Raw genomic sequence first — 14,393 nt, forward strand, 5'->3', positions numbered from 1 at the left:
TCATTGCCGGGATCAGCGGTATTGCGCATCATAACGATTGGCTCGGCTAATTTGCTGTAGCGCCTGCCGCTCTTGTTGAGTTAGCGGTGCAATATCTGCAGCAGAAATATTATGCTCCAATTGTCCCAAAGAGCTTGCACCCGGGATCACAGCAGCGACAGTCGGATGTGAAAGGCTATAACGGATAGCTGTCTGCCCCATACTACGGTCCGCCCCTGCAAAAGCCTTTAATTGCTTACGCACGTCCAGCAGCTCTGCTTCTTCGTAGTCTAGGTATCCCTTCGCTGCCTTTTCTTCCCCCTTATCAGCCAATACACCGCTCGCTACGGGTCCACGTGCAATCACGCTGATTCCCCGCTCCTGAAGCAAAGACAGTACCTCTTCCTCTGCACGTCGGTCCAGTAAACTATACTGATTCATAACACTAACGATATTCGAGCGTTTGACATATTCACGGATGACGTGCGGGCGAATGGAGGAAATACCATAATAACGGATGACGCCCTCCCGCTGTAGCTGCTCAAAAGCCTCAATGGTTTCGTCTATCGGATCGTTAATTGTCCCTCCATGCAGCTGATACAGGTCGATATAGTCCGTTCCCAGGCGACGCAGACTTTCTTTAACAGCTGACAGGATATATTTCTTGGACGGGTCCCATTCCCAGCCCTCCTGCCCTGGTATGCGCCGATTCCCAACCTTGGTCGCCAGGATAACATCCTGCCGCCGTCCACGGATCGCTGCCCCCACAATTTCTTCATTGCGTCCATGCTGGTACAAATCAGCCGTATCCAACAGATTTACGCCTTTATCCAACGCTTCATGAATCAAGTAAACAGCTTGCTGCTCCTCCGTACCGACCGACATACATCCCAGGCCAATCTCACCTACCAGCAAATCTGATGATCCTAGGCGGTTTCTTTTCATTTATGCTCCCCTCACTTCCAATAACGTATAACTTTAAATTTTCAATATTTCTCTATTATACGAAAAAAACAACCCCAAAGGCATAGAGACTCCACACTCTCCAATCTTTGAGGTTGTTGTATACGATTCGTAATTAATTCGTAATTAATTCGTACTATCCGAATAGCCATTGAACGGCCTTAGGAAATTGACGTTGAAAACAATCCACACGATGTACCGCATCCTGATCCAGCTCAAGAAGCACATCTTTTGCATCCAGTCCCTGTGTCCGCAGCAACTCGTGTGCCTGGAGGGTGAGCGGAACCATATCTTTTTGTACATTCGTCTTCCCTTCACCTTCACGGGTCCCGACAGATATATAAAAGCGCTGTGTCCCATCCCTCACAGTTGCACATGATGCAGATTGCATATAATCAATCATACCCGGATACCAATACGAGCCTGAGATGGAACCGACGCGTCCGAATACGTCCTTATACTGGAAGGCGGCATACATGGAAATTAATCCGCCCAATGAGGCGCCGATAATGCCCGTATGCTCCGTTCCAGTATGCACTGGATATTTTGCCTCGACGTATGGCATTACTTTTGTAACCACAAACGCCAGATAGGCATCTCCACCACCACCAAAAGCAGGTCTTCCTTCTACTAAAGCAGCTGCCTTCCAAGGCGTATAATCATCCAGCCGATTTACGGGCTGAATACCCACCAGCACCACACGGGGCAGCTCCCCCGTAGAAAAACCTCTTTCCAGCTCATCTAATCCGCTTAGAAATAAAGAGCTACCATCCTGCACATACAGCACAGGATACAGCTCATTATGATTCACGGAGACGGGAGGTGTATAGACGTGCACAAGATACCCATCTAATGAAATTTCATCTACATGACCTTTCATCCTACACAGTCCCCCATGATGTAAATGTATGCATTACAATGCAGCATCTATTTCCTTGATCATTTCAGATACAGATTCCAGACCGTTACCTGACAGGTACCAGTAGTTAGGATCAAGGTATATAATATGACCGTTTTTAAATGCATTGGTTTTCTTCACCAGTTCATTCTCCATGGTTTGTTTACCTGTAACCTGCTCCTTGCCTTCTTCGACCACCACTGCTCCACGGTCAACGACAAAAATATAATCCGGATTTTTTTGCTGTACATATTCAAAAGAAACTTTTTGTCCATGCGTGGATACTTTAATGCCAGGATCTACAGGGGTTACGCCAAAAGCATCATGAATGATACCGAAACGGGATTGTGAGCCATATGCGCTCAGGCTTCCTTCATTTGTCAGTACGATCAAGCCTTTAGCCTTGCTCGCTACAGCCTTATCATGTACAGCCTTGATGGAGCTATCAATCACAGCCAGTTCCTGTTTGGCAGCATCCTCTTTGTCGAAGATTTGCCCCAATGTTTCAACATTTTTCTTAAAGGAATGGATATAATCCTTGGTGTCTACAGCCATCGAAATGGTGGGTGCAATTTTGCTCAACTCTTTATATGCATCAGCTTGTCTGCCGCCGATGATGATCAGTTCAGGAGACAGATCACTGATTTTCTCGTAATCCGGTTCAAACAGCGTGCCCGCACTTGCATATTTAGAATCTTTATATTTGCTCAAATACGTAGGAAGATCCTGCTGCGCCACTGCCGCAACGTCAACGCCCAACTTATCGAGCGTATCCAATGAACCAAAATCAAAGACAACGACATTTTTGGGATTAACTTTGACTTGGACCGGGTTTTCATCCAGTGCGTGTTTGACCGAGATGGTTTTGGATTCTGTTGTTGCAGCAGAGGAGCCGTTTCCAGTCGCTTCTGGTGTTGCCGGAGCTGCTTTGCCACAGGCTGACACCATCAGTACCAATGCAAGCATCAGCGTTAAAAACATCATATTTTTCTTCATTTAACATTCCCCCTAAGTAAAATAAACGCAAATTTTATGGTCCCCGATCTGTTGAATCGGAATATCCATGTCGTACAAGTCCTTTAATACCTGACTATCAATCATCTCGTCAGCCGTTCCTTGTTTTAGCAACCTGCCATCCTTCATCCCTACAATATAGTCTGAATAGCAGGATGCAAAATTAATGTCGTGCAGCACGACTAGAATCGTTTTGCCGAGATCATCCACCAAACCACGCAACGTCTTCATAATCTGAACCGAATGCTTCATATCCAGATTGTTCAGTGGCTCATCCAGCAGGATGTATTCTGTGTCCTGAGCCAAAATCATGGCAATAAAAGCCCGTTGTCGCTGTCCCCCACTAAGCAAATCAATATGCTTATCTTTCATATCCTCCAGTCCCATGTAAGCCATAGACTGCTCCACCATTTTGCGATCCTCGCTGTTCAATCTGCCCTTGGAATACGGAAAACGACCGAAACTGACTAGTTCCTTCACGGTTAAGCGAATATTGACATCGTTGGTCTGTTTTAAAATCGATATCTTCCGAGCTAGCTCCTCACTTTTCGTCAGGCTCACGGCCTGCCCGTCAATGAGGATTTCTCCCTCATCACTGTCAGTCAGGCGACTGATCATCGACAACAAGGTGCTTTTTCCAGCGCCGTTAGGTCCAATAAAGGAGGTAATCGTGCCTTTAGGTACAGTGACAGATACCTGATCCACCACATTTTTATTCCCGTAGCGTTTGGTTACGTTTTTGACTTCTACCATGACTTATTCTCCCGCAGCAAAAGGTACAGGAAGTACACCCCCCCGATAAAGTTAATAATGACGCTGACTGTTGTCGATAAGTCGAATACTCTTTCTGCCAGCAGTTGGCATCCTGCCAACGCAATAACACTGACACAGATAGAGGCCGGAATAATATAACGATGCTGATAGGTTTTCATCACCTGATAAGCCACATTGGCCACAATTAATCCGAGAAACGTAATCGGCCCGACAAGCGCTGTAGAAATGGAAATGAGAATCGCTACGATAATTAGCAGCCTTTTGATAATAAAACCATAAGGGAGACCTAAATTAATCGCATGCTCTCGTCCGAGCGACAGCACGTCCAGATACTTGATGAATCTCCACGCATAAGCAAATACGAGCACAAGCACGAATACAGAAAGCCACAGCAGCTCAGTGTTTACATTACTGAAGCTGGCAAAGCTCTTGTCCTGGATTTTCGCAAATTCGTTCGGATCAATCAGTACCTCCATAAAGGTAGATAAACTGTTAAACAGCGTGCCGAATACCAGACCAATCAGCAAAAGTACATAAATCCCGCGTCCATCTTTGCGGAAAATTAATTTGTATAGCAGTCCTGCGAACAGCACCATCAGCCCCACCGACAGCAAAAAGTTCAATTCTTTGCTGGTCGAAATGAAGGGTACGGAACCAAATGCAAAAATAATCGTCGTCTGAATCAGCATATACAGCGAATCCAGTCCGATAATACCCGGAGTCAAAATCTTATTATTCGTAACCGTCTGGAAAATAACGGTTGCAAAAGCAATGGAGCCACCTGTCAGAATGAAAGCTGCGATCTTTTTCAATCGTCGTGGCAGCGCGTAATGCCAGGTATGCGGAAGATCTATAAATACAAAAGCAGCAATCAACACAAGCGCGGCAGCAGCTAATATTCCGATTTTTAATTTAGGATTCATAGGCCCTTCTCCTCAGCAGCAAATACAAGAACAACGCGCTCCCGATCACACCCACCGTAAGCCCTACAGAAATTTCATACGGATAAATGATCACCCGTCCCAAAATGTCGCAAAACAGCACAAAGACGGCGCCCAAGATCGCTGTATGGGCCAGGCTTTTTTTCAGATTATCCCCCATATACATACTGACGAGATTAGGTACAACCAGCCCCAAAAAGGGAATTGTCCCGACCGTTAAGATGACAACAGAGGAAACCAAAGCCACGATCACCAAACCCACATTGACAGTGCGCTTGTAATGTACGCCCAGATTGGCCGCAAAATCCTCGCCCATGCCTGCAATTGTGAAACGATTCGCATATATGTACGTCAGCGCAACCAAAGGAACACTAAGATATAGCATCTCATAGCGACCACTCATGATTAGAGAAAAATCCCCCTGCATCCACGAAGAAATGCCCTGGATCAGATTGTATTTGTAAGCAAAAAAGGTCGTTACCGAATTTAAAATACCTCCAAACATCAAGCCGACAAGCGGGATAAATACCGGGTCCTTGAAACGGATTTTATCCAGTATTTTCATGAAAATCAGTGTTCCCCCTAGAGCAAATCCGAAAGCCGTCAGCATCTTCGTCCAAAATCCCGCTGCTCCAAACACCATAATAGCCATCAGCACACCCAATCGTGCCGCATCCATCGTCCCTGCAGTGGTGGGAGAAACAAATCGGTTCCGGGTAAGCTGCTGCATGATCAATCCACAGATACTCATACTCGCCCCTGCGATAATAATACTGATCAATCGTGGGAATCTGCTAATCAGGAGTACCTGCGCCTGATCGTTGGTTAAGTGGAACAAATCAAGTGGAGTTACATCATGAACACCAATAAAAACCGAGGCGAAAGCCAGTACCAGAAAAGCCAGTATTAAATAGCGCAATTTCATCTCTAACTAAGGGAGCCTGTCCAATAACCTGTACCAAGCTTCGGCCCTGTCCTCCCCTCCAATAATGATAATGATTATCAAAATCAACTAGCATAAATTATATCAGTGATATTGTATCTGTCAAATTTTTTTGCAATGAATAAACCATATCAAGAAAGGTGTTAGCAAAACCTGAATAGTCTAAAGAGCGAATGAGCAAATAAGAGCAATATCCTGTAAAATAGAGATGGAATATTTAGGATTGCCCTTTCTTTCATTACTGTAGAAAATATTGGAATTGGGGTTTCATTAATTTGATGGACCAAAAAAACAGGAGGAGAATGATGAATCACATACTAATCGTCGAGGACGATATCGCCTTGAGTAACGGTATTGTTCTTGCGCTTAAAGAACCTAACAACGTATTTACACAAACGTATGACACTGCTGCTGCAAAAGAACAATTGAACATCACTGCTTTTGACCTAGTGATACTTGATGTAAACTTGCCGGATGGGAATGGACTCGACCTCTTAACCCATATACGTAAAACAAAAGCTTTACCAGTCATTGTTCTGACTGCGAATGATATGGAAACAGATATTGTCACTGGTCTTGAGCTGGGTGCTGATGACTACATCACCAAACCCTTCAGTCTGATGATACTGAGAGCAAGAGTTGGTGTTCAGCTTAAGAAATCCAAATACTCGCTTGCAGACTCCATTCAGCTAGGTGATTTTTCCTTCTCATTTGAGAGGATGGAATTTAATAAGAATGATATACCGATTGAACTAAGTAAAACGGAGCAAAAATTGTTGCGCATTCTAATCAACAATCGAGGAAATACCGTTTCGCGTGATCATTTAATAGACAGCATCTGGACTGACGGGGCTGAATATGTAGGTGAAAATGCCTTGTCGGTTACGATAAAAAGGCTACGTGACAAGCTCGAGGATCATCCTTCTTCCCCACAATATATTAAAACGGTGTATGGGTTGGGCTACACATGGGCTTTGAAATGAGATGACGACATTCCTATATATATGTATTGGAATTGCCGTCGCTGCTGTATGCACTGCTGTGTGTGCTATTATGCTGTATCGCAGGAGCATCCAAAAAACAATGAAAACCATTGAGAACATGCTGGATGCCGCGATAAATGGCAGCTTCTCAGAGGATGTCTTTGATGAATCCGTTCTTTCTTCAATAGAAGCTAAATTCGTGAGATTTCTTTCCATTTGTTCCGTGTCCTCCAAAAATCTGCTTGCTGAAAAGAATAAAATAAATGAGCTGATTTCCGATATTTCACACCAAACGAAAACACCATTGGCCAACATCCTGCTTTATTCCCAACTACTTAGCGAATACGAACTATCACAGGATACCTCCACTTGTGTGAAAGCTCTATCTGCACAGGCCGAAAAGCTTAACTTTCTGATTCAGGCATTGTTGAAAACATCGCGGCTTGAAACGGGGATTATCACGGTAGCGCCAAGGAGAGAATCTGTTCATAAGCTCCTTGATGCTGCACTGGAGCAAATAACGCCAAAAGCAGATGCCAAAGGGATAACAGTTTTTAGGGAGGACACCGTTATTCATGCTTATTTTGACCTAAAGTGGACCAGTGAAGCTGTCTATAACATTATGGATAACGCTATAAAATATACAGAGACAGGCGGAAACATGGATATAAAAGTGATGGCATACGAATTGTTTTGTCGAATTGATATTACTGATAGCGGCATAGGCATTGCAGAAGAAGAACAAGGGAAGATCTTTACTCGCTTCTATCGCTCCCCTACTGTTAACTCGCAGGAGGGCGTCGGGATTGGTCTGTTTTTAGCTAGAGAAATCATCGCTGCGGAGGGTGGGTACATCAAAGTACGGTCACACTACGGCCGTGGTTCTGCCTTCTCTATTTTTCTTCCTATGGATACTTAATTATTTCAACACCGTTAGATTTCGGAAAGATTGTAGAAAGATTAGTGTGCTAATGTCTGTACTGTAGATGACTACGATACAGACATTTTTTTTGTGGAGGAGAATGTATATGGGCCTATTGAAAACTCAGGCATTAAGGAAGCATTACGGGAACGGAGATACTGCTGTTCATGCCTTAGACGGCGTGAATCTGGAGGTGGAAAGCGGTGAATTTGTTGCTATTGTCGGTACGTCCGGGAGCGGCAAATCTACCCTTCTCCATATGCTGGGTGGACTTGATCGTCCAACAAGCGGAAACGTTACGATTGACGGCAAAGATATTTCTTCACTGAAAGACGAAGAATTGACCATTTTTCGCAGACGAAAGATTGGCTTCGTGTTTCAAAATTACAACCTGGTACCTGTCTTGAATGTCTACGAAAATATTGTACTTCCGATTGAACTGGATGGTAAAGAACCCGACAAAACCCACATAGATAAAATTGTACATACCTTGGGCCTTGACCACAAAATGAATAATCTGCCAAACAATCTTTCCGGTGGACAACAACAGCGTGTAGCTATCGCCAGAGCACTAGCAGCCAAGCCCGCCATTATCTTGGCAGATGAACCCACCGGAAACCTGGACAGTAAAACCAGTCTGGATGTGATGGGATTGATCAAGGTATCCAGCCAGCAGTTCGCCCAAACAATGGTGATGATTACCCACAACGAGGAAATTGCGCAAATGGCCGATCGGATCATTCGGATTGAGGACGGTAAAATAGTAGGTGGTGCGACTAGATGATCAAAGTAAAAAACAGTAAGGCGGTTCGTAATTTATCAGATAAAAGTTTAAAAGCCAATAAAATCCGTAATATTATTGCGGTTATCGCTATTGCCTTAACCACTTTGTTATTTACATCTCTGTTTACTATGGGAATTGGCGCGATGGAAAGTTTCCAGCAGGCAACGATGCGACAGTCTGGTGGTGCAGGGCATGGTTATCTCAAATATATCAACGATGAGGAATTTAATCAGATCAAAGACCACCCTCTTATTAAAGAGATAGCATATAACCGCCTGTTAAGTGGAAAGGTGACAAACGAGCATTTTTTAAAGCGTCGTGCGGAGTTCTGGTATCATGACGATGTAGGACTAAAGCTAGGATTGATTGAGCTAGAAAAAGGCCACAAACCAGTGGCGGAAAATGAGGTTATCGCAGACTCGAAGACCCTACAGTTACTGGGTACTCCCCTGAAAGAAGGCGCCCCATTGTCCTTGAAGCTTGAGGTTCACGGCAAAATGGTACAGCGTGAATTTATCCTCTCCGGCTGGTGGAAGAGTGACCCCGCCGCCGGGATAGCCAGAGGTCAAATTTATGCTTCTAAAGCTTATGTAGATGCACATGCCGAAGAATTACGCTACACATATAAGCAGGATCATGATATGACCGGAACCATCAATGCAGGTATCATGTTCGATAACAGCTCGAACATGCGGGAAAATCTTAATAAAGTGATTACAGAAAGCGGTTATTCCCTGGACAAAAATGCACCAAACTATATTAACGGTAATGTTAACTGGGCTTATCTTTCCAACACTTTCAGTTCGAACCCTGAAGCCGTCTTTCCCCTAGCCATTGGTCTGTTACTGATTATGCTTACTGGCTACTTGATCATCTATAATATTTTCCAAATCTCGGTGATGCGTGATATTCGTTTCTTCGGTCTTCTAAAAACCGTCGGCACAACCAGCAGGCAAATCAGCAGAATTATCCGAAGACAGGCATTATTTCTTTCCTTGATCGGGGTTCCCATCGGCTTGCTCGGGGGTTTTTGGGTCGGAAAATCGCTTATCCCTCTGCTGCTTATGAACAATTATAGGCACGCTGAGGTAACCCTATCCCCCAGCCCATGGATTTTTATCGGCTCCGCTCTGTTTGCAGTCATAACAGTTATGATCAGTGCATATAAGCCTAGCAGAATTGCGGCAACTGTGTCTCCGATTGAGGCAGTAAGATACGTAGACGGAGCTACCCAAAAGGGGAAGAAAAAACTAAAAAAATCAACTAACGGTGCTAAGATTCCCCTGATGGCTCGAGTCAACTTAGGGCGCAATAAGAGGCGGACTATTTTGGTGTTGCTTAGCCTTTCTCTAGGTCTAGTGCTACTGAATACTACTTTTACATTATCCCAAAGTCTGGATATGAATAAGTATGTGTCTAAAAGCCATGACACTGACTTTCTGATTGCACATGCTGATTATTTTCAAGAACATTTCACAGGCCCTGACAATGCGACGACGGAAAGCTATATTCAGGCCATAAAGGCACAACCCGGTTTTGAAGAAGGTGGACGATTGTACAGTGGCAGTAATGTACTCACTGTCGAGTATAAAGAGAACAAAGAGGGGTACGAAACCGACGCTCACGGTAACTTGCCTATAATAGCATATGGGCTGGAAGAGTTACCTCTTCATCGACTACAATTAATTGACGGTGAGCTTGATTATGGTAAGCTGGCTTCGGGGAAGTACATTCTGGAGAACGTTAACCTAGATGACAATAACAAGCCGTATTTGGAAAGTGAAAAATATAAGGTGGGTGAAAAGGTTACTCTTCATAACTATATGGGTACAGCAAAAGCTTCGCTGAATCAGGAGTATACCAGCCATGAATTTACAGTGCTTGGTCATGTTAGCGTGAGAACCAATTTGAATATAGACGGTGCTAGTTATGCTAACTTCTACCTCCCGGCGGATATCTACAAAACGCTTGTGAAGAAGCCTGTGGTGATGAGTTATGCCTTTAATGTATCCGACAGTAAAGAAACAACGATGGAGAGCTTCTTAAAGAACTATACCGAAATAAAGGAGCCAACGATGCATTATAAATCCAAATCCACCGTGATTGCCGAGTTTTCAGGTATGCAAAAAACAATTTTGATGATCGGCGGTACGCTCAGTATTATTATTGGTGTGATTGGTATTATTAATTTTGCAAACGCGCTTCTAACTAGTATTCTGACCCGGCATCAAGAATTTGCTATACTACAAAGTATCGGTATGACTACTAAACAATTAAAGACAATGCTCATTTATGAGGGTCTATACTATGTGCTCGGTACTAGCATATGCTCCGTCTTATTAGGAAGCTTATTTTCCGTCTTGATTGCAAGACCCTTGAGTAACGTAATGTGGTTTATGAGTTATAAATTTATTATTTGGCCGCTGATCCTCGTGCTGCCTGTTCTACTCGTGCTTGGGATCTGTCTTCCTCTCGCTATTTATTCTCTGAGCAACAAGAAAACTATCGTAGAGCGACTGCGAACAGCAGAATAAATCCCCCTTAGTCGAAATGACCTAGCAAAAACTTATAGCTAGGTCATTATCGTATGCTTTAAAACCATCTATCGCTGGCTATATAAGGCCTTTTGGTGAAAGACCTACTTACCGTAGCTGCTTCCCCATACCCTACTCTGCATTCCATAGGCATTGTGGAAGAGGAATATGGTAAAATCTTCGCGGCTCCACCTCTTCCATTTTTCTTTCCATAGGCAGGTTATTCTTTCAACACTGTTAGATTTCAGAAAGATTGTAGAAAGATTAGTGTGCTAATGTCTGTACTGTAGATGACTACGATACAGACATTTTTTTGTGGAGGAGAATGTATATGGGCCTATTGAAAACTCAGGCATTAAGGAAGCATTACGGGAACGGAGATACTGCTGTTCATGCCTTAGACGGCGTGAATCTGGAGGTGGAAAGCGGAGAATTTGTCGCTATTGTTGGTACGTCCGGGAGCGGCAAATCTACCCTTCTCCATATGCTGGGTGGACTTGATCGTCCAACCAGTGGAAATGTCACGATTGACGGCAAGGATATCTTCTCTCTCAAAGATGAAGAATTGACTATTTTTCGCAGACGAAAGATTGGCTTCGTATTTCAAAATTATAATCTAGTTCCAGTCTTAAATGTCTACGAAAATATCGTGCTCCCCATTGAACTGGATGGGAAACAACCAGACAAAGCCTATCTGACCCAAATTACGAATACGCTGGGGCTTGAGAACAAATTAAATAATCTACCGGGTAATCTTTCGGGAGGGCAGCAGCAGCGGGTAGCCATTGCGAGAGCACTGGCGACGAAACCAGCCATTATTTTGGCCGACGAGCCTACTGGCAACCTGGACAGTAAAACCAGCCTGGATGTCATAGGGTTGATCAAGGTATCCAGCCAACAGTTCGCCCAAACGATGGTGATGATTACTCATAATGAAGAAATCGCGCAGATGGCAGACCGCATCATCCGCATTGAGGACGGTAAAATAGTAGGTGGTGCGACCCGATGATCAAAGTAAAAAACAGTAAGGCGGTTCGTAATTTATCAGATAAAAGTTTAAAAGCGAATAAAATCCGCAATATTATTGCGATTATCGCTATTGCCTTAACCACTTTGTTATTTACATCTCTGTTTACTATGGGAATTGGCGCGATGGAAAGTTTCCAGCAGGCAACGATACGACAGGTTGGTGGGAAAGCGCATGCTTTTATCAAATATATCAACGATGAGGAATTTAATCAGATCAAAGACCACCCTCTTATTAAAGAGATAGCATATAGCCGCTTGTTGAGTGAAAAAGTGACAAACGAGCAATTTTTAAAGCGTCGTGCGGAGTTCTGGTATCATGACGATGTAGGGCTGAAGCTAGGATTGATTGAGCTAGAAAAAGGCCACAAACCAGTGGCAGAAAATGAGGTTATCGCGGACTCTAAGACCCTACAGTTACTGGGTACTCCCCTGAAAGAGGGCGCCCCATTGACCTTGAAGCTTGAGGTTCACGGCAAAATGGTACAGCGTGAATTTATCCTCTCCGGCTGGTGGAAGAGTGACCCCGCCGCCACGATAGCCAGAGGTCAAATTTATGCTTCTAAAGCTTATGTAGATGCCCATGCCGAAGAATTACGCTACACATATAAGCAGGACCATGATATGACCGGAGCCATCAATGCAGATATCATGTTTGATAACAGCTCGAACATGCAAGAAAATCTTAATAAAGTGATTACAGAAAGCGGTTATTCCCTGGACAAAAATGCACCAAACTATATTAACAGTAATGTTAACTGGGCTTATCTTTCCAACACTTTCAGTTCGAACCCTGAAGCCGTCTTTCCCCTAGCCATTGGTCTGTTACTGATCATGCTTACTGGCTATCTGATCATCTATAATATTTTCCAAATCTCGGTGATGCGTGACATTCGTTTCTACGGTCTTCTAAAAACCATTGGCACAACCAGCAGGCAAATCAGCAGAATTATCCGCAGACAGGCATTATTTCTTTCCTTGATCGGGGTTCCCATCGGCTTGCTCGGGGGTTTTTGGGTCGGAAAATCGCTTATCCCTCTGCTGCTTATGAACAATTATAGGCACGCTGAGGTAACCCTATCCCCCAGCCCATGGATTTTTATCGGCTCCGCTCTGTTTGCAGTCATAACAGTTATGATCAGTGCATATAAGCCTAGCAGAATTGCGGCAACTGTGTCTCCGATTGAGGCAGTAAGATACGTAGACGGAGCTACCCAAAAAGGGAAGAAAAAACTAAAAAAATCAACTAACGGTGCTAAGATTCCCCTGATGGCTCGAGTCAACTTAGGGCGCAATAAGAAGCGGACTATTTTAGTGCTGCTTAGCCTTTCTCTAGGTCTAGTGCTACTGAATACTACTTTTACATTATCCCAAAGTCTGGATATGAATAAGTATGTGTCTAAAAGCCATGACACTGACTTTCTGATTGCACATGCTAATTATTTTCAAGAACATTTCACAGGCCCTGACAATGCAACAACGGAAAGCTATATTAAGGCCGTACAGGCACAACCCGGTTTTGAAGAAGGTGGACGATTGTACAGTGGCAGCAATCTATTCGCTATCGAGCATAAAGATAACAAAGAGGGGAAGGGGGAAATCGTCACTCCTGACGCTCGCGGCAACTTATCTGCAATAATGTATGGGCTTGAAGATCTCCCCCTTCACCGACTACAATTAATTGATGGTGAACTTGATTATGGCAAGCTAGCTTCGGGAAAGTACATTCTGGAAGGAGTCTGGTTAGACGATTACGAAAATCCTGAAATGAAACGATCCGTATACAAAGTAGGTGAAAAGGTTACTCTTCATAACTATATAGACACAGCAAATGCCCAAGAGTATACTAGCCATAAATTCACAGTTCTAGGTCATGTCGGAATAAAATCATCCAATTCTGGTGTAGACGTTGCTAGTTATACTGACTTCTATCTCCCGGCGGATATCTACAAAACGCTTGTCAAGAAGCCTGTAGTGATGAGTTACGCCTTCAATGTATCCGACAGTAAAGAAAAAACGATGGAGAGCTTTTTAACGAATTATACCGAAGCAAAGGAGCCCGTTATGGACTATCGGTCCAAATCCACCGTAATTGCCGAGCTTTCAGGTATGCAAAAAACAATTCTGATGATCGGTGGTACGCTCAGTATTATTATTGGTGTGATTGGCATTCTTAATTTTGCAAACGCACTTCTAACTAGTATTCTGACCCGGCATCAGGAATTTGCTATACTACAAAGCATTGGCATGACCAACAAACAATTAAAAACAATGCTCATTTATGAGGGTCTGTACTATGTCCTCGGCACCAGCATATGCTCCATCTTATTAGGAAGCCTACTTTCCGTCTTGATTGCGAAACCCTTGAGTGCCCAAATATGGTTTATGAGTTATAAATTTATTATCTGGCCGCTGATCCTCGTGTTGCCTGTTCTGCTCGTGCTTGGGATCTGTCTTCCCCTTGCTATTTATTCTCTGAGCAACAAGAAAACTATCGTAGAGCGACTGCGAACAGCAGAATAAATCCCCCTTAGTCGAAATGACCTAGCAAAAACTTATAGCTAGGTCATTATCGTATGCTTTAAAACCATCTATCGCTGGCTATATAAGGCCTTTTGGTGAAAGACCTACT

General features: G+C 43.8%; 12 protein-coding genes. 6 read left to right on the forward strand and 6 right to left on the reverse strand.

What is annotated here, in order from left to right:
• Nucleotides 1–12 precede the first annotated feature (12 nt).
• The 6 genes from ACYCS5_RS07460 to ACYCS5_RS07485 all read right to left on the reverse strand — a co-directional run bounded on the left by ACYCS5_RS07460 (nt 13) and on the right by ACYCS5_RS07485 (nt 5,494).
• Complete coding sequence (locus tag ACYCS5_RS07460; RefSeq protein ID WP_318628090.1) at nt 13–924, reverse strand: aldo/keto reductase; 912 nt, start codon at nt 922–924, stop codon at nt 13–15.
• A gap of 154 nt (nt 925–1,078) precedes the next feature.
• A complete protein-coding gene (locus tag ACYCS5_RS07465) occupies nt 1,079–1,822 on the reverse strand; it encodes an alpha/beta hydrolase (RefSeq protein ID WP_165149478.1) in 744 nt (247 codons plus the stop codon).
• A 33-nt stretch (nt 1,823–1,855) separates the two neighbouring features.
• The gene (locus tag ACYCS5_RS07470) at nt 1,856–2,836 is read right to left on the reverse strand and encodes a siderophore ABC transporter substrate-binding protein (RefSeq protein ID WP_459761010.1); all 981 of its coding nucleotides are present in this window, start codon (nt 2,834–2,836) and stop codon (nt 1,856–1,858) included.
• Nucleotides 2,837–2,848: 12 nt separating this feature from the next.
• A complete protein-coding gene (locus ACYCS5_RS07475; protein ID WP_029519266.1) occupies nt 2,849–3,607 on the reverse strand; it encodes an iron ABC transporter ATP-binding protein in 759 nt (252 codons plus the stop codon).
• A complete protein-coding gene (locus tag ACYCS5_RS07480; RefSeq protein ID WP_039273794.1) occupies nt 3,601–4,551 on the reverse strand; it encodes an iron chelate uptake ABC transporter family permease subunit in 951 nt (316 codons plus the stop codon). Before ACYCS5_RS07480 ends, ACYCS5_RS07475 begins: the two co-directional genes overlap by 7 nt.
• The gene (locus ACYCS5_RS07485) at nt 4,541–5,494 is read right to left on the reverse strand and encodes an ABC transporter permease (RefSeq protein WP_029519270.1); all 954 of its coding nucleotides are present in this window, start codon (nt 5,492–5,494) and stop codon (nt 4,541–4,543) included. The genes ACYCS5_RS07480 and ACYCS5_RS07485 overlap by 11 nt, the downstream gene beginning before the upstream one ends.
• A gap of 323 nt (nt 5,495–5,817) precedes the next feature.
• On the opposite strand from ACYCS5_RS07485, the gene ACYCS5_RS07490 reads away from it, so the two are divergent.
• The 6 genes from ACYCS5_RS07490 to ACYCS5_RS07515 all read left to right on the forward strand — a co-directional run bounded on the left by ACYCS5_RS07490 (nt 5,818) and on the right by ACYCS5_RS07515 (nt 14,284).
• Nucleotides 5,818–6,495 (forward strand): response regulator transcription factor, encoded by a 678-nt coding sequence (locus ACYCS5_RS07490; RefSeq protein WP_029519271.1) that lies wholly within the window; start codon nt 5,818–5,820, stop codon nt 6,493–6,495.
• Nucleotide 6,496: 1 nt separating this feature from the next.
• Complete coding sequence (locus ACYCS5_RS07495) at nt 6,497–7,414, forward strand: sensor histidine kinase (RefSeq protein ID WP_459761011.1); 918 nt, start codon at nt 6,497–6,499, stop codon at nt 7,412–7,414.
• 109 nt (nt 7,415–7,523) lie between these two features.
• Nucleotides 7,524–8,201 (forward strand): ABC transporter ATP-binding protein, encoded by a 678-nt coding sequence (locus ACYCS5_RS07500; protein ID WP_459761012.1) that lies wholly within the window; start codon nt 7,524–7,526, stop codon nt 8,199–8,201.
• On the forward strand, nt 8,198–10,735 hold the full coding sequence (locus tag ACYCS5_RS07505) for an ABC transporter permease (RefSeq protein WP_459761013.1): 2,538 nt from the start codon (nt 8,198–8,200) through the stop codon (nt 10,733–10,735). Before ACYCS5_RS07500 ends, ACYCS5_RS07505 begins: the two co-directional genes overlap by 4 nt.
• 331 nt (nt 10,736–11,066) lie before the next feature.
• On the forward strand, nt 11,067–11,744 hold the full coding sequence (locus ACYCS5_RS07510) for an ABC transporter ATP-binding protein (protein ID WP_340956888.1): 678 nt from the start codon (nt 11,067–11,069) through the stop codon (nt 11,742–11,744).
• Nucleotides 11,741–14,284, forward strand: coding sequence for an ABC transporter permease (locus ACYCS5_RS07515; protein WP_459761014.1), 2,544 nt, complete (start codon nt 11,741–11,743; stop codon nt 14,282–14,284). The genes ACYCS5_RS07510 and ACYCS5_RS07515 overlap by 4 nt, the downstream gene beginning before the upstream one ends.
• Nucleotides 14,285–14,393 lie beyond the last annotated feature (109 nt).

This window comes from Paenibacillus sp. SEL3, from assembly GCF_054602585.1.